The following is a 22,170-nucleotide window of genomic DNA, read 5'->3' as shown; positions in this document are numbered from 1 at the left end:
CTTTGCCGCATCCGATTTTCACATGCGACATATTCTTGTCGCTAACCAACATGCCGCCCGGCCCGGCTTGCGGCCAATCTGCGGACAATCCAACGCAGGGAGTCCCCCATGAAAACCCATACCCGAGTGCTCGTGATCGGCGGCGGTGTCGTCGGCTGCTCGGTTCTATACCACCTCACCAAGCTGGGCTGGTCCGATGTGATGCTGGTGGAACGCTCCGAGCTGACCTCCGGCTCCACCTGGCACGCGGCGGGGGGGTTCCATACCCTGAACGGCGACACGAACATGGCGGCGCTTCAGGGCTATACGATCCGCCTTTACAAGGAGCTTGAGGCGATCACCGGCATGTCCTGCGGGCTGCACCATGTGGGCGGCATCACGCTGGCCGACAACGCCGCGCGGTTTGAACAGCTCAAGGCCGAACGCGCCAAGCACCGCTATATGGGGCTGGATACGGAAATTCTGGGCCCGGAAGAAATTCACAAGCTGACCGACGGGATGGTCAATCTCGAAGGCATCATCGGCGCGCTTTACGATCCGCTGGACGGTCACCTCGATCCGTCGGGCACCACCCACGCCTATGCCAAGGCCGCGCGCATGGGCGGGGCAGAGATTGTGCTGCACAACCGCGTGCTGGAAACCAACCCGCGCCCGGACGGATCGTGGGAAGTGGTGACCGAAAAGGGCACCATCATCGCCGAGCATCTGGTGAACGCGGGCGGCCTCTGGGCGCGCGAGATTGGCGCCATGGCGGGGGTCTACCTGCCGCTTCTGCCGATGGCGCACCAGTATCTGGTCACAGACGACATCCCCGAAATCATGGACATCCTGAAATCGGGCCGCGAATTCCCGCATGTCATGGATCCGGGCGGCGAAAGCTATCTGCGGCAGGAAGGGCGCGGTCTGTGCATCGGCTTCTACGAAAAGCCGTGCGAGCCGTGGTCGGTGGATGGCACGCCGTGGGACTTCGGCCATGAGCTTCTGAACGAACAATTCGACAAGATCGAGGATTCCGTCAACTTTGCCTATCGCCGCTTCCCCGTGCTGGAACGGTCGGGGGTGAAGCGCGTGATCCACGGCCCCTTCACCTTCGCCCCCGATGGCAACCCGCTGATCGGCCCCGTGCCGGGCCTGCGCAACTATTGGTCGGCCTGCGCCGTCATGGCAGGCTTCTCGCAGGGCGGCGGCATGGGCCTTGCGCTGGCGCAGTGGATGATCGAGGGCGAGGTCGAACGCGATCCGCGCGGCTTTGACGTGGCCCGTTTCGGCGGCTGGACCAGCCCGGGCTATACCGTTCCGAAGGTGATCGAAAACTACCAGATGCGCTTTTCGGTCAGCTACCCGAACGAGGAACGCCCCGCCGCCCGCCCCTTCCGCACCACCCCGATGTATGAGGTCTTTGACGGCATGAACGCTGTCTGGGGCCAGCAATACGGGCTGGAGGTGGTGAACTACCACGCCCTGCCGGGCGAGCCGCGCTATGAAGAGCCGTCCTTCAAACGCTCCAACGCCTGGGAGGCGACGCGTCAGGAAGTGCTGGCCGTGCGCGAAGGCGTGGGCATCAATGAGGTGCAGAACTTCGGCAAATACCGCGTCACCGGCCCGAACGCCCGCGAATGGCTCGACCGGATCATGGCCGGGACCATCCCGAAACCGGGGCGGTTGTCGCTTACCCCGATGCTGGCCCATTCCGGCAAGATTTTCGGCGATTTCACCGTCTCCTGCCTGTCGGAACAGGAATTCCAGCTGACCGCCAGCTATGGCGCGCAGGGTTGGCATTCCCGCTGGTTCGACCAGAACATGATGGATGGCGTGCGGGTCGAAAACATCTCCGACGCCCGCTCGGGTTTCCAGATTGCCGGCCCCAAGGCGCGCGAACTCCTTTCCCGCGTCACCCGCGCCGATGTGTCGGCCGAGGCGTTCAAGTTCATGGATGTCAAACGCATGACCGTGGGCATGGCCAATTGCATCGTCCAGCGCGTCAGCTACACCGCCGATCTGGGATATGAGATCTTCACCGATCACATGTCCGTCCGCCACCTGTGGGACGTGCTCAACGCCGCCGGCACCGATCTGGGCCTGCGCCCCTTCGGGATGCGCGCGATGATGAGCCTGCGGCTCGACAAATGGTTCGGCAGCTGGGGCCGGGAATTCAGCCCCGATTACACACCCATGGAAACCGGGCTGGACCGCTTCATCCGCTGGAACAAGGATGCAGACTGGATCGGCAAGGCCGCCGCCACCGCAGAAAAGGCCGCCGGACCGAAGCGCCGCCTTGTCAACTTCATCGTCGATGCAAACGACGCTGATGTCGTGGCATGGGAGCCGATCTGGCTGGACGGTGCCGTGGTGGGCTATTGCACCAGCGGCGGCTACAGCCATTGGACAGGCAAATCGGTCGCCATGGGCTTCCTGCCCGCCGACCGCGTGCAGGACGGGCTGGTCTGTGAGATCGAGATCCTCGGTGAACGCCGCAAGGCCACGGTCCAGCTCGCCCCGCTCTGGGATGGCGACGGCGCCCGGATGCGGGGGTAAAGGTCAGTCCGGGGCGCTTCGCGCCTCGGACCCATCGCTCCAGTCCAGTGCAACGACGCTCGAACACGAAAGCCCATTGCAAGAAAAGAACCGGGCTCGACCCTCGCCCTTCCCCGAAAACGCCATATGCCCCCCTCTTCTCTGTCCAAATATCCTCTGGGGTCTGCCATCGGATTCGCCACCGGTTCAAGAACCGATGGCTGACGGGGGGCGAAGCGTCCCCTTCTCTGAGCCGAAGCGCGCAGGCGCGCAGGCGAGGCAAAAGACCTGCGGGCGCATGCCCGCTCCGCCAGATCACCGTCAGATCATTACTTGACGCCCCGCGCAGCACTTGGAAGGGTTGGGCCATGAACGCACATATCCTGATCCTCGCCGCCGGGTCCTCTTCTCGCATGCGGGGGGGTGACAAGATGCTGGAACAGGTCGATGGCCAGCCCCAGCTTGCGCGCATCCTTCAGGCGGCGCTTCAGACCGGCCTGCCGGTCACTGTCGCCCTGCCGCCGGACCGCCCGGATCGGGCGGCGGTGATCGCGGGCCTTCCCGCCAGACAGACCACCGTGCCAGACCCCGCGCAGGGCATGGCTGCCAGCCTGACTGCCGGGCTCGCCAGCCTGCCCGCGACAGCCGGGGTCATGCTGCTGCTCGCCGACCTGCCAGAGATCACCGCCGCCGACTTGATCACCCTGCGCGATGCCTGGGCGCAGGAACCCGAGGCGATTCTGCGCGGGGCGGCGGCGGATGGCACGCCGGGCCATCCAGTCTGCTTTCCCCCCGATTTACGCGATGACCTGATGACGCTGAAGGGCGACGAAGGGGCGCGGGCGGTCCTTGTGCGCCACCGCGCCCGGCTGCGGCTGATCCCCCTGCCCGACCGCCATGCCACGACCGACCTCGACACGCCCGAAGATTGGGCTGCCTGGCGTGCGGCACGGCAGGCGCTGCCGTCAGAATAACCCAGCCCGACGTTTCATGGCGCAAGGCGCCACGGGTTGGGGCAAAGGACAATTGGCACAAGACTTGCCGTTAAATCCGTGCAATACCCGCTCAGGTTGCGCCCGCAACGCCAGCCCGCACGGCAAGCAGATTGGGAATGGTGGGCCGCGGCGAAAGGGCGCTTATGACGACATCCGTGGATATCCGGCTCCTTGTGGTCATCGCCTGTACCTTGCTGGTCATGTCGCTATGCCTTGCCGCCTATCTGAACCGCACCTGGACGGAGCGCTTTCACCGGGCCGTCAACCTCTATGGGGCCAGCCTTGGCAGCCTGACCCTTTCCGCCGTAGGCGTCTTCCTGTCGCAAACCGCCCCCTTCGTGGTAAGCACGACACTGCTGATCTCTGGCGCGCATTTCGGCATCGTGCTTGGCTATCTGTCGGTGCATGAGGCGCTGCGGCCGCATCGCGGGCTGCGAACCGTGCTTGGACTGGCGGCCGCCATTTGCCTCACGCAGGTGGTGTTGGCGGTGGTCTTTCACGATGCCGCCCTGCTGATCGCCACATCCTCGGTCGTGAACGGGCTGGTGGGCTTTCTGGCCGCAACCCACCTGTGGAAATTGGCCAGCGTTACCGCGCCCCGGCTGCGGCTGCTGATTGCGGCCCCATTCTATCTTGTCGGTTGTGCCTATGTTGTGCGGCTGGCGCTTCTGGCGGCAACGGACCCCACGAAACTCTTTGTCATGGCCTCATCTGTTGTCGCCTTTACCCTTGGCCTCATGTCGCTCTATCTGGGCTTTTCCCTGATCATCCTGCGCGAGGCTGCGCTTTCTGTTGACCTGCGGCGCGCCCGCGAACAGGCAGAAGAGGCAATGCGCCAGCGCACGCGGTTCTTTTCCCAGATCAACCACGAACTTCGCACGCCGCTGAACGGCATCCTTGGCCTGACGCGGATGCTTTCGGCCCATGTGCAGGGCGATACGGGCGCAAGAACGTTGAAGGATCTGCAATCCTCGGCGGCCCTGCTGAAGACCGTCGTTGATGATGTGCTGGATTTCGCCAAGCTGGAATCGGATGCAGTCCGGCTTGAATCCATCGCCTTCGACATCGAAGAGGTGATTGGCGGGATGGTCACACAGTATGAGACATTGGCCGCCGAAAAGGGCGTGACCCTGCGCTTTGAACCGTCTCCCGATCCGCTGGGCTGGCGGATGGGCGATCCGATGCGCCTGACCCAGATCCTGCACAACATCCTTGCCAATGCGGTAAAGTTCACCACCGCCGGGCAGATCACCGTCTCGGTCCGGCGGGCAGAGGGGGATACCGTCGCACTCTCCATCGCCGATACCGGGATCGGGATGGATGACGATCAGCTTGGTTCGTTGTTCGAGCCGTTTCGGCAGGCCTCGGCCAGCACGGCGCGGCGCTTTGGCGGTACAGGTCTGGGGATGAGCATTGTCCGGATGCTGGTGGATGCGATGGAAGGCAAGATCACCGTTCAAAGCCGCCCGGGCCAAGGGACACGCGTCGATCTGATCCTGCCCCTCGCCTTGACCGCGGCGCCACTGGCCGATGCCGGGCCGGAGAGTGCCGCCATGGCCCCGACGATGGCGCATGGACCGCTGCGCATCCTTTGCGTCGATGATGACGAGATCAACCGTCTGGTCCTTCAGGCCCTACTGGCGGAATTGTCCATCGACGCCGCCATGGCCGCCAGCGGGGCGGAAGCGGTTGCGATGGCGCGCGATGGGCTGTTCGATGTTTATCTTATTGATATCAACATGCCCGAAATGGGCGGTGTCGAAACCCTTGCCGCCCTGCGCGGGATTGATGCCTTGCGCAACGGGCCCGCCCCCTTCGCCGTAGCTGTGACGGCCAATGTGATGCAGGACGATGTCCAGTCCTATCTGCGGGCCGGGTTCGACGCGCATCTGCCCAAACCCATCGTGTTCGATGATCTGTCCAACATGCTGCATCGGGCGCAAACCCGCGCAGGCGGCTAAAACGCCACGCGGCGCAGAGACATTCAGGGGAAAGCGTGGTGCCCGAGGTCGGACTCGAACCGACATATCTTGCGATGGCGGATTTTGAATCCGCTGCGTCTACCATTCCGCCACTCGGGCCACGGATGCGGTTTAGCCGCTGCCGTGTGCGGCGTCAACGGCGGCCGGAACCCCGTTGACCGCCCATCTTTGCACGGCCTTACAGGCGCGCGGCCGCGAAGGTATCGCAGGACTCGATCTCGCCCGTGGTCAGGCCCGTCTCGAACCAGCGCATCCGCTGGTCACTGGTGCCGTGGGTAAAGCTGTCGGGCACAGGCCTGCGCCCGGCTTCCCGTTGCAGGGCATCATCGCCGATCTGCGCGGCGGCGTTCATCGCTTCTTCAACATCCCCGCGTTCAATGGATCCGAAACGCGCATCCGCCTCATGCGCCCAGACGCCCGCCAGACAATCGGCCATCAGCTCAACCCGGACCGAGATTTCGTTGCCTTCCACCTGACTGGCCTGCTGGCGCAGGCGGGTGGTCTGTTCCAGAACACCCAATTCATTCTGCACATGGTGGCCAATTTCATGCGCCACCACATAGGCGGCGGCAAAGTCGCCCCCTGCCCCCATGCGTTCATCCAGCACGGTGAAAAACCCGGTGTCCAGATAGACCTTGCGGTCGCTGGGGCAGTAGAAGGGCCCGGTCGCCTCGGACGCGCCGCCGCAGCCGGATTGGGTATAGCCCTTGAACAGCACCAGCGTGGCAGGGCGATAGTCCCGCCCCAATTGTTCGCGGAACAGCGCGGCCCAGACCTCTTCGGTATCGGCCAGCGTGACCGATACAAACTCGCCGATCGCCTGATCCTCGGCGGTCAATTCGGTTGGCGCGTCGCTGCCTGCCCCCGGTTGCCCCTGCAACAGCGGCGTGACGTCAACCCCCAGGAACCAACCCAAGAGCAGCACGACGATCACACCCGCGCCACCGATTCCGGCCCCGCGTCCGCCGCCACCGCCGCCGCCCGCTGTCCGACGATCCTCGATGTTCCGGCTGCCCCGGCGTCCGCGCCATTCCATACCTGACCCCTACCTGTCTGTTCGTCTTGCTTAACACCCGATCCGCCTGCCGCCAAAGCGCAAACTGGCCGAACAGCCCTCCCCGGCGACGCTTCGCCCTGCCCGGCTTCACGATCCCGTAGGCGCGGCTTGCCTTCCTCGGCGCGATGGTCATTCTGCGCCCGGAATACAGGAGTGCTGCCCATGACGACCGACCGCCGCCGCTTTGCCATTCTTCTTGCGGCGGGCGGGTCTGCCGCCGTTCTGGCCGCGGCCTTTGCCTTTCAATATCTGGGGGGGCTTGCGCCTTGCCAGTTGTGTATCTGGCAACGGTGGCCGCATGCCGCGGCGGTGGTCATCGGCGGGCTTGCGCTGATCCTTGCGCGCGGCACGATCGGGCGCATCCTGCCACTTCTGGGGTCGCTGGCGGCGCTGACCAGCGCCGGGATCGGGGTCTTTCATGTGGGGGTGGAACAGAAATGGTGGCAAGGGTTGGCCTCCTGCACCGCAGGGTCGATCAGCGGCATCTCCACCGACGATCTGCTCAACCCTGATGTCGCCGTGGGCGCGGTCGTGCGCTGCGATGCCATCGCCTGGCAGATGTTCGGAATTTCGATGGCCGGGTGGAACGTGATCCTGTCGGCGTTGCTGGCGATGATCTGGATCGCCGCCTATCGCCGTTCGGTCTGATCGCCTGATTATTCCGGCGTAAGGATGGCCGCACCGGGCCGCAGGATCATCATGCGTCGCGCCGGAAAATTCCACAGCGTCGGATGGCCGGCGAAGAAGGCCGCGCCAAGGCGCAGTTCATCCGGCTGACCAGTGCGGCGGCCATCCTCTGCACTCCCGGCCTCGATCAATTGCACCGGAGTGGGCTGCATCAGCGCCCCGCCCAGAGTGACGCCTGCCAGTTCCCAAAGCCCGTTCGGGCCACTGGCAAGACTGCCCGCCGCCACCATCCGCGCGCGGGTGCCGGGTTGCACGTAAAGCGTGCCGCTGTCGCCGGAATCAAAGCTCACCAGAACCGGCACCTCACCAATGCGCGCCACGGCCAGAGGCAGTTCATCGGGGAAAAGCAGGACATCCAGCGTCGCGATCACATCGGTTGGCTCTGGCATCGGCAGGGCCATCACACCCGCCTCATCCACCCGGATCACCGTCAGCGCCGCGCGGTCATAATCCAGCATCACCGCATGATCCTGCACGGCGGGAAGGCCAACAAAGCCAAGAAAATCCGCACCAAAGGCCACTTCGGCAAAGCCGAAATCCCCGCTCTGCACCCGCTCGGGCAGGGCAATCGCCTGCCCCGCCAGCGTCAGGCCGGGCGCGGGGTGCAGCTGCACCACGATCTCCTGCCCGGATGCGGCATGTCCCTGCCCCACCTCTTGCCCGTCTGGCAGATCGACCGCGCCCCGGTTGAAGAACACAGCCGACGGCGTGCCGATATCGAACATCATCACGCCCGCGCGCCCATCCACCGCCACGGGAAGCATGGGCTTGCCATCCATCACCGTGAACTCGATCTCGCGCCGATCCTGCCCTTCGTCCAGAAGCCCCGCCCACAGGGGCGTGGCAGCCGTCAGCAGCACGGCACAGACCGCCGCCTTCATGCGCCATCCCCGATCAGGCGGGCATGTTCCTGAATGGCGAAACGGTCGGTCATCCCGGCCACGTAATCGGCCACGATGCGCGCCAGCGTTACCTCATCCTGCGCCGCCTCGATGTCAGACCGCCATTCGGCAGGCAACAGGTCAGGCTGCGACAGGAACAACGGGAACAGGTCATTCACCATCCGCGTCACCCGCGCCCGTTCCACCATCACCGAAGGCGCGCGATACATGCGGTGGAACAGGAAGGACCGGATCGCCTTCAGCTCCTGATACAGCGGCTTGGAAAAGCGGATCACGGTGGTGCCCAGATGGCGGATATCATCCACCGATTTCGGCTGCGCCGCCGTCAGGCGGTTCTGCGCCACGGCGATCACATCCTCTACCATCCGCCCGAAGACCCGCCGCAACGCCTCATGCCGGCGGCGCATCTTCTCGAGGCCCGGATAAAGGCGGTCCACCTCCTCGAATGCGGGCCCCGTGACCGGCAGGTCCATCAGATCAGCCTCGGTGAACAGCCCCGACCGCAGCCCGTCATGCAGGTCATGGTGGCTATAGGCCACATCATCGGCAATCGCCGCCACCTGCGCCTCGGCGCTGGCATGGGTGTGCAGTTCCAGATCCCAGGCGGCATTCACCTCGGCCAGCGCATAGGGCAGCGGCCCCTCATGCTTTTTGTCCGCATTCGGGCCGATCACCGGGCCGTTGTGTTTAGCGATGCCCTCCAGCGATTCCCATGTCAGGTTCAGCCCATCGAAATCGGCGTAATGCCGTTCCAGCCGTGTCACGATGCGCAGCGCCTGCGCGTTGTGATCGAACCCGCCATAGGGTTCCATCAACAGCCCCAGCGCGTCCTCGCCCGTGTGGCCGAATGGGGTATGGCCAAGGTCATGCGCCAAAGCTATGGCCTCGGCCAGATCGGTGTTCAGGCCCAGCACGCCGGATATGGTGCGCGCCACCTGCGCCACCTCGATCGAATGGGTCAGGCGGGTGCGATAATAATCGCCCTCATGTTCCACAAAGACCTGCGTCTTGTGTTTCAACCGCCGAAACGCGCTGGAATGGATGATCCTGTCCCGGTCGCGCTGAAACGGCGACCGAAAGGAAGACATGCGTTCCGGATGAAGCCGCCCGCGCGATTGATCGGGCTGGCAGGCATAGGGGGCAAGGGTCACGCGGTTTTGCCTGTTCTTGTTGATCCTTATGCGGCATCCTATATGTGCCTGACCCCACAAGGAAACCGGATTCCACCATGGACCTGACCCTTCCCCCGAAAGTGACCGACCGCGCCTTCACCCGCCTGCGCGAGATTTGCGAAGCCACGGGCGAGGCAAAGGCGCTGCGCGTCTCGGTCGAAGGCGGCGGCTGTTCCGGTTTTCAATATGACATCAAGCTTGATGATCCCGCCACCGATGACCTGATCCTTGAACAAAACGGGGCGAAGGTTCTGGTTGATGCCGTGTCGCTGCCCTTTCTGGCGAACGCGGTGATCGACTACACCGAAGAACTGATCGGCGCGCGTTTTGTGATTGAAAATCCCAACGCTTCATCCTCTTGTGGCTGTGGAACCTCCTTTTCGATGTAACTTGTGTTCGTGATGTTAAGTTCGAGTGGCTTTGTTTCCGTACCGCGTGGCGCTGTTGGCTTTGCCTATGCGGCAGTTCTGATTGCTGCGGTGGGCGCTTTCTGGCTGCTGGCCGGCTTTCCGATGATCACCTATCACCTGCTGATGTCGGCGATCCTGCTGCCGCTGGTCGCCTGGCGGCAGGACGCGGCGACGGATGCGCTTGTCCGCCTGCCCTCTCCGCCGACATTGCGCTTCATCCTGCTGGCCTATGCCGCCGTCATTCTTGAAGAAACCCTCGTCGGCACCTTGGCCGCCCTGCTGGCCGAGGGCGACCCCGCCCTTTGGGCAGACCGGGTGCGCCAGTTCATCACGCTGAACCTGCTGATCTTCACCGGGCCGATTCTGGCTATGGCCGCCCATGCCCGGCTCTGCGCCCCGCATCGCTGGGAGGTGCTGGTGATCGCCGGGGGATGGGGGCTGTTTGCCGAATCCGTCCTGCAACGTCTGATTGGCGCGCCGCTGCTGGCGGGGCTGCTGGTCTGGCCGACGCTGGTGATCTATGCGCTGATCTTCCTGCCCGCCACTCTGTCGGTCGCCCGCTCGCGCGGCCACCGCAGCCCGCCACTCATCCTGCGCGCGGTTCTGGTATGGGCTGTGGCCTTTGCGATCACGCTGCCCCTTGTCATGCTGGTCGAACATCTGCGCGCCACGATGCCGGATCTGTTTCCGCCCTGCCTCTACATGATCTGCGCGCCGGCCCCATAGCTGCAAATCTGTGCCCCTGCTGACTTATCCTTAGCGCAACGGATGCTTTGGCGTGACTTGCCGCGCCCTTGCCCTACCTTCGCGTGATAGGAGAGCATTTTCATGGATACCGTTTTGATGCTGGGGTCCGCCCCGATGGCGATGCAGGCGGCAGATTGGCCGCGCGCGCCTTTTGATGCGCTGGTGGCGATCAACAACGCCCATGCCGTGCGGCCTGACTGGACGCATCACATCTACCCATGGGACTATCCCGAAGAGCGCCGCCCCACCCCCGGCCCAGGCCAAAAGGCCGTCACGCAAGAGGATTTTGTCCCCGCCCAGAACGCCTTTGGCGGCTTTGTCTATGCGGGCGGCACCATGGCCTTTACCGCCGCCTATTGGGCGCTTCACTCGCTGACACCCCGCGTGATCGCGGCCTTCGGCTGCGACATGCACTATCCCAAGGGCCAGACCCATTTCTATGGCACCGGCACCGCCGATCCCCTGCGCCCCGACATCACCCTGCAAAGCCTTGAGGCGAAATCCGCCCGGCTGATGATCCTTGCCGCGATGGAGGGCTGCGCCATGGTCAACCTCTCCAACGGCCCCTCCCGGCTGATCTTTCCCCGCGTCACGCGCGACCGCGCGGCGCGCGCCCGCCCCCTGCCCTTTGACATCCGCCTCGCCGATCAGGCCCTGCGGCGCGAAGACGATCTGGGCTACCACGTCCCCTCTGGCCGCTACTGGGAAGAATCCCACCGCTTTGATCCAGCAGAACTTAAGCGGCTGGATATGCTCTGGCTTGCGGCAGCGCAGACCGGGCTTGCCGCCACAGCCTGACTTGTGCGCTCACGACCCCCGGCCTAGAACGGGGGCGACAGGGAGACGCCCATGAAACTCGCCACCTTCAACATCAACGGCATCAAGGCCCGCATCGACGCCCTGCCCGCTTGGCTGCGCGAGGCAAAGCCCGATGTCGTCTGCCTTCAAGAAATCAAGTCGGTGGACGACGCCTTTCCGCGCGAAGTGTTTGAAGACATGGGATACCGCGTCGAAACCCATGGGCAGAAATCCTTCAACGGCGTCGCCCTCCTGTCGCGCCTGCCGCTGGAGGATGTGACACGCGGCCTGCCGGGGGACGAGACTGACGAACAGGCCCGCTGGATTGAGGCGACGGTGATCGGCGAGGCGCGCGCTGTGCGCGTCTGCGGGCTTTACCTGCCCAATGGTAACCCCGCGCCGGGGCCGAAATACGATTATAAACTCGGCTGGATGGCCCGGATGGAGGCGCGGGTGCGCGCCCTTCTGGAAACCGAAGACCCCCTCGCTTTTTGCGGCGATTACAACGTGATCCCCCAGTCCGAGGATGCCGCAAAACCCGCCGCATGGGTTGAGGATGCGCTGTTCCTGCCCGAAACCCGCGCCGCCTTTCGCCGGATCGTGAACCTTGGCCTGACCGATGCCTTCCGCGCCCGCGATGCGCGTCCGGGGCAGTATTCGTTCTGGGACTATCAGGCTGGCGCGTGGGAACGGAACAACGGTATCCGCATCGACCACCTGCTTTTGTCCCCGCAATGCGCCGACCTGCTGCTGGATTGTGGCATCGACAAAGGCGTCCGGGGCGGCGAAAAACCCTCGGACCATGTGCCGGTCTGGGTGCAGCTCGACGCCTGAACCTGCGCCGCGATCACGGCTGCGTGATGCGCCGAGAACACATCTCGCATTAAGCATGTTTGACCCGCGCGCATCGTCATTGCCGGGGGCAACGCCGCGGCTATCGTAACGGCACGACTCATGCCAAAGGAGTTCCGCCCATGTCACGCCTTGCCATCGGCGGCCTGTCCGCCCTTCTCGCCCTTGCCACGGCCCTGCCCGCCGCCGCGCTGGATCGGCGGGTGACGCTGATCAACAATACCGGCTTTACCATTGTCGAGTTCTACGGCTCCAACACCGGATCGGACAGTTGGGAGGAAGACATCCTTGGCTCGGATGTCCTGCCGTCAGGGTCATCGGTGGTGATCAATTTCGATGATGCCACCGGCTATTGCATGTTCGATTTCCGCGCCGTCTTTGACGATGGCGATGTGCTGGAACGCGGCGACGTGAACATCTGCGAGATCGGCACTTTCACTTACGAGTAGGGCACTTACGAATAGGGCACCTACGAATAGGGCACTTCCGAATAGGGCGCGACTTGCCCCTTCATCTTGGCCCAAATACCCAAAATGACCCGGTCTCAGCCCGCGGTGACGTCAAAGCCATAAAGCCAGTCGAACCGCCGAAGCGCCATGCCGGGGGCCACGGTTCCCGCCAGTCGCAGCGCAGCATGGCCCACCGCCCGCCGTGCGCCCGTCAGGTGATAGTTGCGCGCATTGGCCTCGGCCGCCTGCACGATCCGGGCACAGCGCGGCGCGCGGGCGGCCTGATAGGCCGCCAATGCCGCGGCATCCCCGTCATGGCCTGACAGCGCGGCAGCCAGCGCCCAGGCATCCTCCAGCGCCATATTGGCCCCCTGCGCCAGAAAAGGCAGCGTCGGATGGGCCGCATCGCCCAGGATCACCGCCGCCCCATCAGGCAACCCCCTGAACCATGATTGCGCCACCGGATGGCGGAAAAGCCCCCAAAGCCAGACATCCTCCACCCGGTCCAGCCAGCCGCGCACTCGGGGCGAAAACCCGGCAAAGGCAAGCCGCAGTTCCATCGGATCATCGCGCAGCGACCAGCCTTCTTCGACCCAGCGCCGCCGCTCCTCGACCGCCACGATATTGCGCCACGCCCCGCCCCGCAGCGGATAGCTCACCAGATGGCGGCCGGGGCCCATATGCACCTCGGCCTCCACCGCATCGCCGGGATCGTTCGGGATCACCGCACGCCAGGCCACCTGATGGGTAAAGAAGGGGGCCGCCGCCCCGTTCAGCGCCATACGCAGCGGCGAATGCAGGCCATCCGCCCCGATCAGCAGCCCCGCCTCGACCTCCTCGCCCTGCACCAGCCGCACACGCGGCCTTGCGCCGGACAGATCGACCGCCTCCACCTTGTGCAACAGCCGCAGCGTCACCCCCGCCTCGCGCGCGCCGTCCAGCAAAAGCGCGATCAGATCGGCGCGGTGCACGAAATGCCACCCCTGTTCAGGGCGCAGCCGCGCCAGATCCATCCGCAACACCGCCGAACTGTCCAGCCCGTCGCGCAGCACCACCGCCTGCGCCCGCAGGCTGACTGCGGCCAGTGCAGGGCCAAGCCCCAAGGCCTGCAACACCGCCGCACCGTTCGGGCTGATCTGAAGCCCGGCGCCCACTTCGCGGATCGCGTCGGCCTGTTCCAGAACCGTTACCTGCGCCCCGCGCAGCGCCAGCGCCCGCGCGACAGCCAGCCCCGCCACGCCCGCGCCAAGAACCGTTACCGGCCGCCCGATCAGGCTCATCCCCCGCACCCCCGAATGCAAAACGCCGAACCCGAAGGTCCGGCGTCACTTTCTGCTTCCCCGCCGCGCCCCGCAAGGGGCGGACCTGCGGTCAATCTTCACGGTGAACCTTCTCGCGGCGTTCGTGCTTTTCCTGCGCTTCCAGCGTCATCGTGGCGATGGGTCGCGCATCCAACCGCTTCAGGCTGATGGGTTCGCCCGTCATTTCGCAATAGCCGTATTCGCCATTGTCGATCCGGCGCAGGGCCGAGTCGATCTTGGCCACCAGCTTGCGCTGCCGGTCCCGCGTGCGCAGTTCCAGCGCGCGATCCGTTTCTTCGCTGGCACGGTCGGCGATATCGGGCACGTTGCGCGCCGAATCCTGAAGGTTGTCGATGGTTTCCGCCGATTGCGACAGAAGCTCGGCCTTCCAGTTGAGCAGCTTGCGCCGGAAATATTCCAGCTGCCGGTCATTCATGAACGGCTCGTCCTCGGCCGGGCGATAATCGTCGGGAAGAAACACTTCGGGCTTCATCACTGCTGTCTCCGTCTGGTCGGACCGCGCCGACAGGGGGTCTGCTTGCATGGCGCGCTCCTGTTGGCCGTGCATCTAGACCATCGCCAAAGGATTGTCACTAGCAGTTGCGACGGAATTACCGGGGCGATAGGGTCCACCCCTGCCCGCCCCCTCCCTGCGCGAGATCCCATGAAATTCTCTTCTACCTCTGGCTATGTCGCGACCGATGATCTGACCCTCGCGGTCAACGCAGCCGTCACGCTGCAACGCCCGCTTCTGGTCAAGGGCGAACCCGGCACCGGGAAAACGGAACTGGCGCGGCAGGTGGCACAGGCCTTGGGGATGCCGCTGATCGAATGGCATGTGAAATCCACCACCAAGGCGCAGCAAGGCCTGTACGAATACGATGCCGTCAGCCGCCTGCGCGACAGCCAGCTGGGCGATGCGCGCGTGAACGACGTGCGCAACTACATCCGCAAGGGCAAGCTGTGGCAGGCGTTTGAGGCCCCCTCCCGCGTGGTCTTGCTGATCGATGAGGTGGACAAGGCCGATATCGAATTTCCCAACGATCTGTTGCAGGAACTCGACCGGATGGAATTCCACGTCTACGAGACAGGCGAAACCGTCCGCGCCACCCATCGCCCCGTGGTCATCATCACGTCCAACAATGAAAAAGAATTGCCCGACGCGTTCCTGCGGCGCTGCTTCTTTCACTATATCCGCTTCCCCGACATCGACACGATGCGCGCCATCGTGGATGTGCATTTTCCCGGCATCAAACCCGCCCTGCTGACCGCCGCGCTGACCCAGTTCTACGAACTGCGCGAAGTACCGGGGCTGAAGAAGAAACCCTCCACCTCCGAAGTGCTGGATTGGCTGCGCCTCTTGCTGGCCGAAGATCTGTCACCCGAAGACCTGAAGCGCGAAGGTGGGCCGGCGCTCCCGCGTCTGCATGGCGCACTTTTGAAGAACGAGCAGGACGTTCACCTTTTCGAAAGACTTGCGTTCATGGGACGAACCAAGCGTTAGGCCGAATCGCCAGAAATTGCCGCAACTTGGCCGCAGTTTTGCCACAAAGTGATCACGCGTCGCCGTGATTTTGACATGTTTTGAAATGTTCCGTGAACACCCTGCACAGATGCGGTGTCTTCCGCCTGCATGGGCGCGATCCGTAGTCGGGCCGTGGTCTTGCACTTTTCCCGGAATTGACACGTCAACGCCCTCATAACGACACTGACGGACATCTTCTTGGGGGCATCCGTTCCTGGTGTTGATGGTGGTCTGCGTGTCTGCGTCCCTTGGCAAAAGCCTGCCCTTTTTCCCGCGCTGCGCGGGTCTGGCATTGCTCTTGCAGGATGCGGCCAAGGTCGTCTGTCGGAACGGTTCCGGTCTGGTGACGCGGGGGCGTCACCTTGTCTGGGGTGACGGAACTGCGGCCCTGCGGGCGGGTTCCGGTGTTGGTCGGGTCGCAAGACCCTTGGTTCAGAATGAAAGCAGAGCTGCCACTCATGCGTATTTCTTTGGCCGTCGCGGCCCTCTCACTGATCGTTTCCGCCTGTTCACCCGCACCCGTTGCGCAAGTGGCCATGAACCGGGCTGCCCCGTCGATGGCCGGGGCCTCGCTTCCGCCGTTGCAGGGCTTTGCGGCGCAACCCGCTCCCGCAGCTTCGCGCAGCAACGCTGATATCGCGCGCGACATTCTCGATCTGGAATTCCTGATGGAAAGCGGGCGCGCCCTTCCGGCGCTGACCCGGTTCGAAGGGCCGATCACCGTGGCCATGACGGGCGATGTGCCCGCCACCGCCCATCCCGATCTGTCGCGCGTCATGGCCCGCCTGCGGGCCGAGGCCGGGCTGGACGTGCGCCCCGCCGCGCCGGGCAGCCGCGCCTCGATCACCATTGATTTCCAGCCCCGTGCCGCGATGCGGCGTCTCGTGCCGTCGGCCGCCTGTTTCGTCGTGCCGCGCGTGTCGTCCTTTGCCGAATATCGCACCGCCCGCAGCGCCGGACTTACCGATTGGGCCACCGTGACCCAGCGCGATACGGTGGGGATCATCATGCCCTCCGACACCTCGCCGCAGGAAGTGCGGGATTGCCTGCATGAAGAACTGGCGCAGGCCATCGGCCCGCTGAACGATCTGTACCGCCTGCCCGACAGCGTGTTCAACGACGACAACTTTCACACGGTCCTGACCGGCTTCGATATGCTGGTTCTGCGCGTGCATTACGACCCCGCCCTGCAATCCGGCATGACCCGCAACGAAGTGGCCGCCCGTCTGCCCGCAATTCTGGCGCGTCTCAACCCGGCAGGCGAAGGCCGCCCCACCGCTGGCAACACCCAAATGGCCCCCCGCGTCTGGATCGAGGCGGTCGAAGCCGCCATCGGCCCGCGCGGATCGGATGCCGCGCGGCGCAAGGCGGCAGAACGGATGCTGTCCATCGCCCGCGCACAGGGCTGGCAGGACAACCGTCTGGCCTTTTCCTGGTTCGCGCTTGGCCGCGCGCAGGTGGGCAGCGACATCGCCGCCGCCAGCCGCGCCTTTACCGAAGCGCAGCGCATCTGGCAGCGTATGCCGGGGGGCGAGGTCCGCTCAGCCCATGTCGACATGCAGCTTGCCGCCTTTGCCCTCGCCGAAGGACGCTTCCCTGAGGCGCTGGCCCTGACTGACCGCGCCATCCCGGTGGTGCGCCGGGCCGAAAATGCCGCCCTGCTGGCCACCCTTCTGATGATCCGGTCCGAGGCATATGGCTCCATCGGCCGCGATGATCTGGCCCGGGAGGCCCGTCTCGACAGTCTGGGCTGGGCGCGTTATGGGTTCGGCACGGATGCGATGGTCCGCGCGCGGCAATCCGATATCGCAGGTCTGGCAGCATCCGGCCGAAGCGGCTGAGACGGGCGGGCCTTCCTGCCCCCCGGCCATAAAAAGACGGGGGCTAGGCAGGCATGATCGTGATCGCGGGGTTGATTCTGGGCGCTGCCATCGGCGCGCGCAAAGCGCTGAAATCGGGTGGCAAGCGGCTGGACGCGCTGCAATACGGCGCGGGCTACGGGATCGCCTTCGCTCTGGTCGGTCTGTTTCTGACGCTGTTCATCGACCGCATGGTCTAAGGGCGCGGCATGTTCCTGCCCTTCTTCCAGAAGCTGCGGCAGGAAGGCGTGCCGGTCTCGCTGCGTGAATACCTGGCCTTTCTGGAAGGCATGGTGGCGGGCCTTGTAACCTATGACGTCGACGGCTTTTATCACCTTGCCCGCGTGGTGATGGTCAAGGATGAACGCCACCTTGACAGGTTCGACCGCGCCTTCGCCGCCGCCTTCAACGGCCTTGAGGCGATCACCCCCGATCAGGTGCTGGATGCCATCGACCTGCCCCGCGACTGGCTGGAGAAACTGGCCGAGCGCCACCTGACGCCCGAGGAACGCGCACAGGTCGCGGCCTTGGGCGGGTTCGACAAATTGATGGACACGCTGCGCAAGCGGCTGGAGGAACAGAAGGGCCGCCATCAGGGTGGGTCGAAATGGGTGGGCACTGCCGGGACCAGCCCGTTCGGCGCCTATGGCTACAACCCCGAAGGCGTGCGCATCGGGCAGGACCAAAGCCGCCACCAGCGCGCGGTCAAGGTCTGGGACAAGCGCGAGTTCCGCAATCTCGACGATTCGGTCGAACTGGGCACCCGCAACATCAAGGTGGCGCTGCGCCGCCTGCGCCGCTGGGCGCGTGACGGGGCGGAACAGGAACTGGATCTGGAAGGCACCATCCGCGCCACCGCCGATCACGGCTGGCTGGATGTGCAGACCCGCCCCGAACGGCGCAACGCGGTGAAGGTTCTGCTGTTTCTGGATATCGGCGGGTCGATGGACCCTTACGTCAAGGTGATGGAGGAGCTGTTTTCCGCCGCCAAGTCGGAATTCAAACACCTCGCCCCCTTCTACTTTCACAACTGTTTGTATGAGGGCGTCTGGCGCGACAACCGCCGCCGTTGGGATGACCAGACCCCGACGATGGACCTGTTGCGCACCTATGGCCCGGATTGGAAATGCATTTTCGTGGGCGATGCCAGCATGTCGCCCTATGAAATCCTGCATCCCGGCGGCGCGAACGAACATTGGAACGCCGAAGCAGGCCAGGTCTGGCTGAACCGCGCCTGCGCGCAATGGCCCCGCCACATCTGGATCAATCCCCTGCCCGAGGCGCATTGGGGTTACACCCAATCCACCCGCCTGATCCGTGACATCTTTTCAAACCGCATGGTTCCGATGACACTGGATGGCATCGCGCGGGGGATAAAGGAACTCAGATGATCCGGCGGTTCTGGCGCAAAAGCCCTGCACTGACGCTCGCCTTCGGGCTGGCGCTGGCGGCCACGCTGTTCTTTGGCGGGCGGGCGGTCCTTTTTGCGGTGACGCTGAACTATCGCTCCGAAAAACCCATCGCAGGATGGATGACCCCACGCTACATCGCCCGCACCTACGGGCTGGACCGCGAGGATCTGGCGGTCCTGCTGTCGACCGTCGACAAGGATGATCTGCGCCAGCCGCTTTACACCATTGCGCGGGAACAGGGTGTCCCGGTCACCGACCTGATCGCCCCGGTGCAAGAGGCGATCGACGCATTGGATGCGGCGGAATGACCGAGACCCTGCTTACCCTTGTGCCGGAATGGGGCGCAATCCTGCTGGCGCTTGCGAATTTCCTCGCCTGTCTTGCTTTGCCGGTGCCTGCCTCTTTGGTGATGCTGGCCGCCGGGGCCTTTGCGGCGGCGGGCGATCTGAACGCGCTGCCCTTGTGGATCGGGGCCATTGCGGGGGCTTTGCTGGGCGATCAATGCGGTTACTGGATCGGGCGTGGCCTTGGGCCCCGCGTCATGGTGCGGCTGTCCCGGCGTCGGCGCGGTGCTGCCCTTGTCAAACGGGCGGTGGCTTGGCTTGGCAAGCGCCGTCTGCCCGCGATCTTTCTGTCGCGCTGGCTGGCCTCGCCCCTGTCGCCCTACATGAATTTTGCGGCCGGGGCGGCGCGGATCAACTGGCTGGGCTTCACCCTGCCCGCCTCGGCCGGGGCCAGCGTCTGGGTGTCGATCTATATCGGCCTTGGCTACAGCTTTTCCGGCGATCTGGAGGCTTTGGGGTCCGTTCTGGCAAACCTCGTTGCCGCCATCGCGGCGGGTATCGTGACCATGATCCTCTGGCAGATGCTGGGCCGCAACGGCGATACCGGGCCCGAAGATGACCGCGCCGACACACCACCCCCCGCCGAAGACAACGGTCCCAGCGGCGTTGCGGACAACCACCGTCGGGATCGTGACCCGCGCAGTTGACCGCCCCCCTTCCCCTTGCCGGATTTCTTCCCATATCCTGACGCATGGCAGCGCTTCTCATCCCCACCCTTCTCGCCATCGGCTACGCGCTGGTGATGTACCGCTTTTCCGTCTGGCGGACGGGAAAGATGCTGGACGAACAATCCCGCCCCCTGACCGACCCTGCCATCACCCGGCTGGCAGACCGGATGGCAGCAGCTCTCAACATCCCATCGATCCCCGTGCATGTGTTCGAGGTGGAGCCCGTGAACGGCCTTGCCGCCCCGGACGGGCGCATCTTTTTGACGCGCGGCTTTCTCAATCGAAAAATGCGGGGTGAGGTGACAGCAGAAGAGCTTGCCGCCGTCATCGCGCATGAACTGGGCCATGTGGCCCTTGGGCATACCAAACGCCGCATGATCGACTTTACTGGTCAGAATGCGGTGTTCGTGGTGCTGTCGGCGGTGCTCAACCGCTTTCTGCCTTTCATCGGCATCTGGATCGCGCGGCTGATGTCCGGTGCGCTGGCCGCCCGCCTGTCGCAACGCGATGAATATGAGGCAGACGCCTACGCCACGGCCCTCCTCCTGAAATCCGGCATCGGGACCGAGCCGCAGAAGGCGCTTTTCCGCAAGCTTGACAGCATGACCAAAGGAAATCGCGGCGAAATGCCTGCATGGCTTTTGTCGCACCCCTCCAGCGCCGACCGCATCGCCCAGATCGAGGCGAACGAACGCCGCTGGCTTCAACCGGCCCGACTGCCGTCCTGAGTAACGGCCTTGGCAAGGCGCGGCAGGCTCGCGCGTTTGAGCAGCGCCTTGAGCGAGACAGGCCCCCCCGCCATTTCCTCGGCCCGCCGATGCACATGCGCAATCACCGCGCCCGCCTTTGTCGGCTCGCCCGACCACAATTCCCACAGGAACCCGTCCGGATCGCGCCGCGCCACGCCTTCGCCCGCCAGCACATGGCGGGGGAAATCCACCGCGTTGAACGTGATGATGGCATCGGCGCTGCTCGCCACCGCCACCGCCAGCACATGGGTATCGTTGGGGTCTGGCAGCACCAGCCGCGCCTCCACCCCCGGCGCGGCGGCCTGCATCGCGCGGGGAAAGGCCGCGCGCATCAGCGCTGCCGTGCCGCGTGCCTGCGCCTCGGCCCCCGGCCCCAGCTTCACCGTGGCCCGTGCCCATTCCTCAAGAATACGTTCTGACCATTTCGGTTCGAACAGCCCCGCCTCGGCCATCCCCAGCAGCAGATCGCGCAGCACGGGCGGAAACAGAACGCAGGCATCCAGAACCGCGCGCATCAATCCAGACGGAAGAACAGCGATTTCAGGTATCCGCTTTCCGCCAATTGCGGCAGCATCGGATGATCCGCCCCGGCAACACCCGTGTGCAGCAACTGCCCGCGCCGCCCCCCGCGCCCGATCCCGCGCGCCGAAGCGTTGCGGAAGGATTGCAGATCGACCGCATGGGAACAGGAACACAGCACCAGATAGCCACCCGGCGCCACCAAAGGTGCCGCCAGCCGCGCAATGCGTTCATAGGCGCGCAACCCCGCCTCCAGTGCGGGCTTTGCCGGCGCAAATGCGGGCGGATCGCAGATCACCAGATCAAACCGTGCGCCCTCGCCCCCCAGCGCCTCCAGCACCGCAAAGGCATCGCCCTGCCGCGTGCTGAACCGCTCCGCCACACCCGAAGCCCGCGCGCCCTCATCGGCCAGCGCAAGCGCCGGCGCAGAGGCATCAACCGCCAGCGCGCTTTCCGCGCCTCCGGCCAGCGCGGCAAGGGCAAAGCCCCCCACATGGGTGAACACATCCAGCACCCGCGCCCCGCGCGCCAGCCCGGCGGCAAAGGCATGGTTCGGACGCTGGTCAAAGAACAGCCCCGTTTTCTGCCCGCCGGTCACATCGGCCATATAGGTGGCCCCGTTCATCGGCACTGCCACAGGCCCATCCACCGCGCCCGCCAGAACGACGGTTTCTTCAACCAACCCCTCCAGCCCGCGTGACCGGCCCGTGCCGTTCTTGACCACGGTGGAAACCCCGGTCACTGCCTGCAAGGCCGCCACCAGCGGCGTGATCAGCATCTCGGCCCAGGCGGCATTGGGCTGCACCACAGCCAGATCGCCGAACCGGTCGATCACAACGCCAGGCAATCCGTCCGCCTCGGCATGGACCAGCCGGTAGAAGGGCGCGTCATAAAGCCGTTCCCGCAATTCCAGCGCGCGGGCCAGACGTGCGGCAAACCACGCCTCATCAATCACAGCCGCCGGATCACGGTCCAGCATCCGCGCCACGATCTTGGATTTCACGTTGACCGTGACCAGACCCAGCACCCGCCGCTCGCCGTCTTCCATAACGGCCAGCGCACCGGGCGGGATATTCCCCGTCCGGCGATCCATCACCAGTTCATCGGCATAGACCCAAGGGAAGCCATGGCGGATCGCCCGCGCCTCGGCCTTGGGCCGCAGCCGCACCACAGGAAGCCCCGACAGAGGCGGCTCATCATCGGAAATGGAAGAAGGGGAGGACATCAT

23 protein-coding genes and 1 tRNA gene are annotated in these 22,170 nt (G+C 64.7%); 16 read left to right on the top strand and 8 right to left on the bottom strand.

Translation table 11 applies throughout. The features are described from left to right. Positions 1-108: 108 nt before the first annotated feature. From RSE12_11250 to RSE12_11240, 3 genes are all read left to right on the top strand, one after another. Positions 109-2,535, top strand: coding sequence for an FAD-dependent oxidoreductase (locus tag RSE12_11250; protein ID WRH60979.1), 2,427 nt, complete (start codon positions 109-111; stop codon positions 2,533-2,535). Between the two features lie 347 nt (positions 2,536-2,882). Beyond that, the gene (locus RSE12_11245) at positions 2,883-3,488 is read left to right on the top strand and encodes a nucleotidyltransferase family protein (GenBank protein WRH60978.1); all 606 of its coding nucleotides are present in this window, start codon (positions 2,883-2,885) and stop codon (positions 3,486-3,488) included. 164 nt (positions 3,489-3,652) lie between these two features. Beyond that, the gene (locus tag RSE12_11240) at positions 3,653-5,470 is read left to right on the top strand and encodes an ATP-binding protein (protein ID WRH60977.1); all 1,818 of its coding nucleotides are present in this window, start codon (positions 3,653-3,655) and stop codon (positions 5,468-5,470) included. 36 nt (positions 5,471-5,506) lie between these two features. Here the strand turns inward: RSE12_11240 and RSE12_11235 are convergent. Together RSE12_11235 and RSE12_11230 are read right to left on the bottom strand one after the other, a co-directional pair. Further along, positions 5,507-5,590, bottom strand: a tRNA-Leu gene (locus RSE12_11235). A 79-nt stretch (positions 5,591-5,669) separates the two neighbouring features. Continuing rightward, positions 5,670-6,527: a neutral zinc metallopeptidase gene (locus RSE12_11230; protein ID WRH60976.1), complete on the bottom strand. Its 858-nt coding sequence runs from the start codon at positions 6,525-6,527 to the stop codon at positions 5,670-5,672. 183 nt (positions 6,528-6,710) lie between these two features. Between RSE12_11230 and RSE12_11225 the strand changes: the two genes are divergently transcribed. Continuing rightward, positions 6,711-7,196 carry a disulfide bond formation protein B gene (locus RSE12_11225; protein ID WRH60975.1) on the top strand — a complete coding sequence of 162 codons (486 nt, stop codon included), beginning with the start codon at positions 6,711-6,713 and terminating at the stop codon, positions 7,194-7,196. 8 nt (positions 7,197-7,204) lie between these two features. Here the strand turns inward: RSE12_11225 and RSE12_11220 are convergent, their stop codons facing one another. Together RSE12_11220 and RSE12_11215 are read right to left on the bottom strand one after the other, a co-directional pair. Further along, positions 7,205-8,116: a hypothetical protein gene (locus tag RSE12_11220; GenBank protein ID WRH60974.1), complete on the bottom strand. Its 912-nt coding sequence runs from the start codon at positions 8,114-8,116 to the stop codon at positions 7,205-7,207. Then, on the bottom strand, positions 8,113-9,288 hold the full coding sequence (locus RSE12_11215) for a deoxyguanosinetriphosphate triphosphohydrolase (GenBank protein WRH60973.1): 1,176 nt from the start codon (positions 9,286-9,288) through the stop codon (positions 8,113-8,115). Before RSE12_11215 ends, RSE12_11220 begins: the two co-directional genes overlap by 4 nt. A 77-nt stretch (positions 9,289-9,365) precedes the next feature. On the opposite strand from RSE12_11215, the gene erpA reads away from it, so the two are divergent. The 5 genes from erpA to RSE12_11190 all read left to right on the top strand — a co-directional run bounded on the left by erpA (position 9,366) and on the right by RSE12_11190 (position 12,565). Further along, the gene (erpA, locus tag RSE12_11210) at positions 9,366-9,698 is read left to right on the top strand and encodes an iron-sulfur cluster insertion protein ErpA (GenBank protein ID WRH60972.1); all 333 of its coding nucleotides are present in this window, start codon (positions 9,366-9,368) and stop codon (positions 9,696-9,698) included. A gap of 12 nt (positions 9,699-9,710) precedes the next feature. Then, positions 9,711-10,445: a hypothetical protein gene (locus RSE12_11205; GenBank protein ID WRH60971.1), complete on the top strand. Its 735-nt coding sequence runs from the start codon at positions 9,711-9,713 to the stop codon at positions 10,443-10,445. Between the two features lie 102 nt (positions 10,446-10,547). After that, positions 10,548-11,264 carry a hypothetical protein gene (locus RSE12_11200; protein WRH60970.1) on the top strand — a complete coding sequence of 239 codons (717 nt, stop codon included), beginning with the start codon at positions 10,548-10,550 and terminating at the stop codon, positions 11,262-11,264. A gap of 51 nt (positions 11,265-11,315) precedes the next feature. Continuing rightward, positions 11,316-12,098 (top strand): exodeoxyribonuclease III, encoded by a 783-nt coding sequence (gene xth / locus RSE12_11195; GenBank protein WRH60969.1) that lies wholly within the window; start codon positions 11,316-11,318, stop codon positions 12,096-12,098. A gap of 140 nt (positions 12,099-12,238) precedes the next feature. Beyond that, positions 12,239-12,565, top strand: a complete 327-nt coding sequence (locus RSE12_11190; GenBank protein WRH60968.1) for a hypothetical protein — start codon at positions 12,239-12,241, stop codon at positions 12,563-12,565. A gap of 95 nt (positions 12,566-12,660) precedes the next feature. Here RSE12_11190 and RSE12_11185 read toward each other — a convergent pair whose 3' ends face one another. Beyond that, positions 12,661-13,845 (bottom strand): FAD-dependent monooxygenase, encoded by a 1,185-nt coding sequence (locus RSE12_11185; protein WRH60967.1) that lies wholly within the window; start codon positions 13,843-13,845, stop codon positions 12,661-12,663. Positions 13,846-13,936: 91 nt separating this feature from the next. Then, the gene (gene dksA / locus RSE12_11180; GenBank protein WRH64799.1) at positions 13,937-14,359 is read right to left on the bottom strand and encodes an RNA polymerase-binding protein DksA; all 423 of its coding nucleotides are present in this window, start codon (positions 14,357-14,359) and stop codon (positions 13,937-13,939) included. Positions 14,360-14,530: 171 nt separating this feature from the next. On the opposite strand from dksA, the gene RSE12_11175 reads away from it, so the two are divergent. The 7 genes from RSE12_11175 (at position 14,531) to RSE12_11145 (ending at position 20,402) form a co-directional block, all read left to right on the top strand. Further along, positions 14,531-15,370 carry a MoxR family ATPase gene (locus RSE12_11175; GenBank protein WRH60966.1) on the top strand — a complete coding sequence of 280 codons (840 nt, stop codon included), beginning with the start codon at positions 14,531-14,533 and terminating at the stop codon, positions 15,368-15,370. Between the two features lie 479 nt (positions 15,371-15,849). After that, complete coding sequence (locus RSE12_11170) at positions 15,850-17,232, top strand: DUF2927 domain-containing protein (protein WRH60965.1); 1,383 nt, start codon at positions 15,850-15,852, stop codon at positions 17,230-17,232. Positions 17,233-17,285: 53 nt separating this feature from the next. After that, positions 17,286-17,450, top strand: a complete 165-nt coding sequence (locus RSE12_11165; GenBank protein ID WRH60964.1) for a hypothetical protein — start codon at positions 17,286-17,288, stop codon at positions 17,448-17,450. A gap of 9 nt (positions 17,451-17,459) precedes the next feature. Further along, positions 17,460-18,641, top strand: a complete 1,182-nt coding sequence (locus tag RSE12_11160) for a VWA domain-containing protein (protein WRH60963.1) — start codon at positions 17,460-17,462, stop codon at positions 18,639-18,641. Further along, on the top strand, positions 18,638-18,970 hold the full coding sequence (locus RSE12_11155; GenBank protein WRH60962.1) for a hypothetical protein: 333 nt from the start codon (positions 18,638-18,640) through the stop codon (positions 18,968-18,970). The genes RSE12_11160 and RSE12_11155 overlap by 4 nt, the downstream gene beginning before the upstream one ends. Further along, positions 18,967-19,653, top strand: coding sequence for a DedA family protein (locus RSE12_11150; GenBank protein WRH60961.1), 687 nt, complete (start codon positions 18,967-18,969; stop codon positions 19,651-19,653). The genes RSE12_11155 and RSE12_11150 overlap by 4 nt, the downstream gene beginning before the upstream one ends. A gap of 44 nt (positions 19,654-19,697) precedes the next feature. Then, positions 19,698-20,402 (top strand): M48 family metallopeptidase, encoded by a 705-nt coding sequence (locus RSE12_11145; protein ID WRH60960.1) that lies wholly within the window; start codon positions 19,698-19,700, stop codon positions 20,400-20,402. Here RSE12_11145 and RSE12_11140 read toward each other — a convergent pair. Further along, positions 20,378-20,938 (bottom strand): PIN domain-containing protein, encoded by a 561-nt coding sequence (locus RSE12_11140; GenBank protein ID WRH60959.1) that lies wholly within the window; start codon positions 20,936-20,938, stop codon positions 20,378-20,380. The two genes, RSE12_11145 and RSE12_11140, sit on opposite strands and share 25 nt — an antisense overlap. Then, a complete protein-coding gene (locus RSE12_11135; protein WRH64798.1) occupies positions 20,938-22,167 on the bottom strand; it encodes a class I SAM-dependent rRNA methyltransferase in 1,230 nt (409 codons plus the stop codon). Before RSE12_11135 ends, RSE12_11140 begins: the two co-directional genes overlap by 1 nt. Positions 22,168-22,170: the final 3 nt, after the last annotated feature.

This window comes from Fuscovulum sp. (assembly GCA_035192965.1).
Classification (GTDB): domain Bacteria; phylum Pseudomonadota; class Alphaproteobacteria; order Rhodobacterales; family Rhodobacteraceae; genus Paragemmobacter.
Note: the sequence above shows the minus strand (reverse complement) of the source record. Positions and strands in the feature narration are given on the sequence as shown.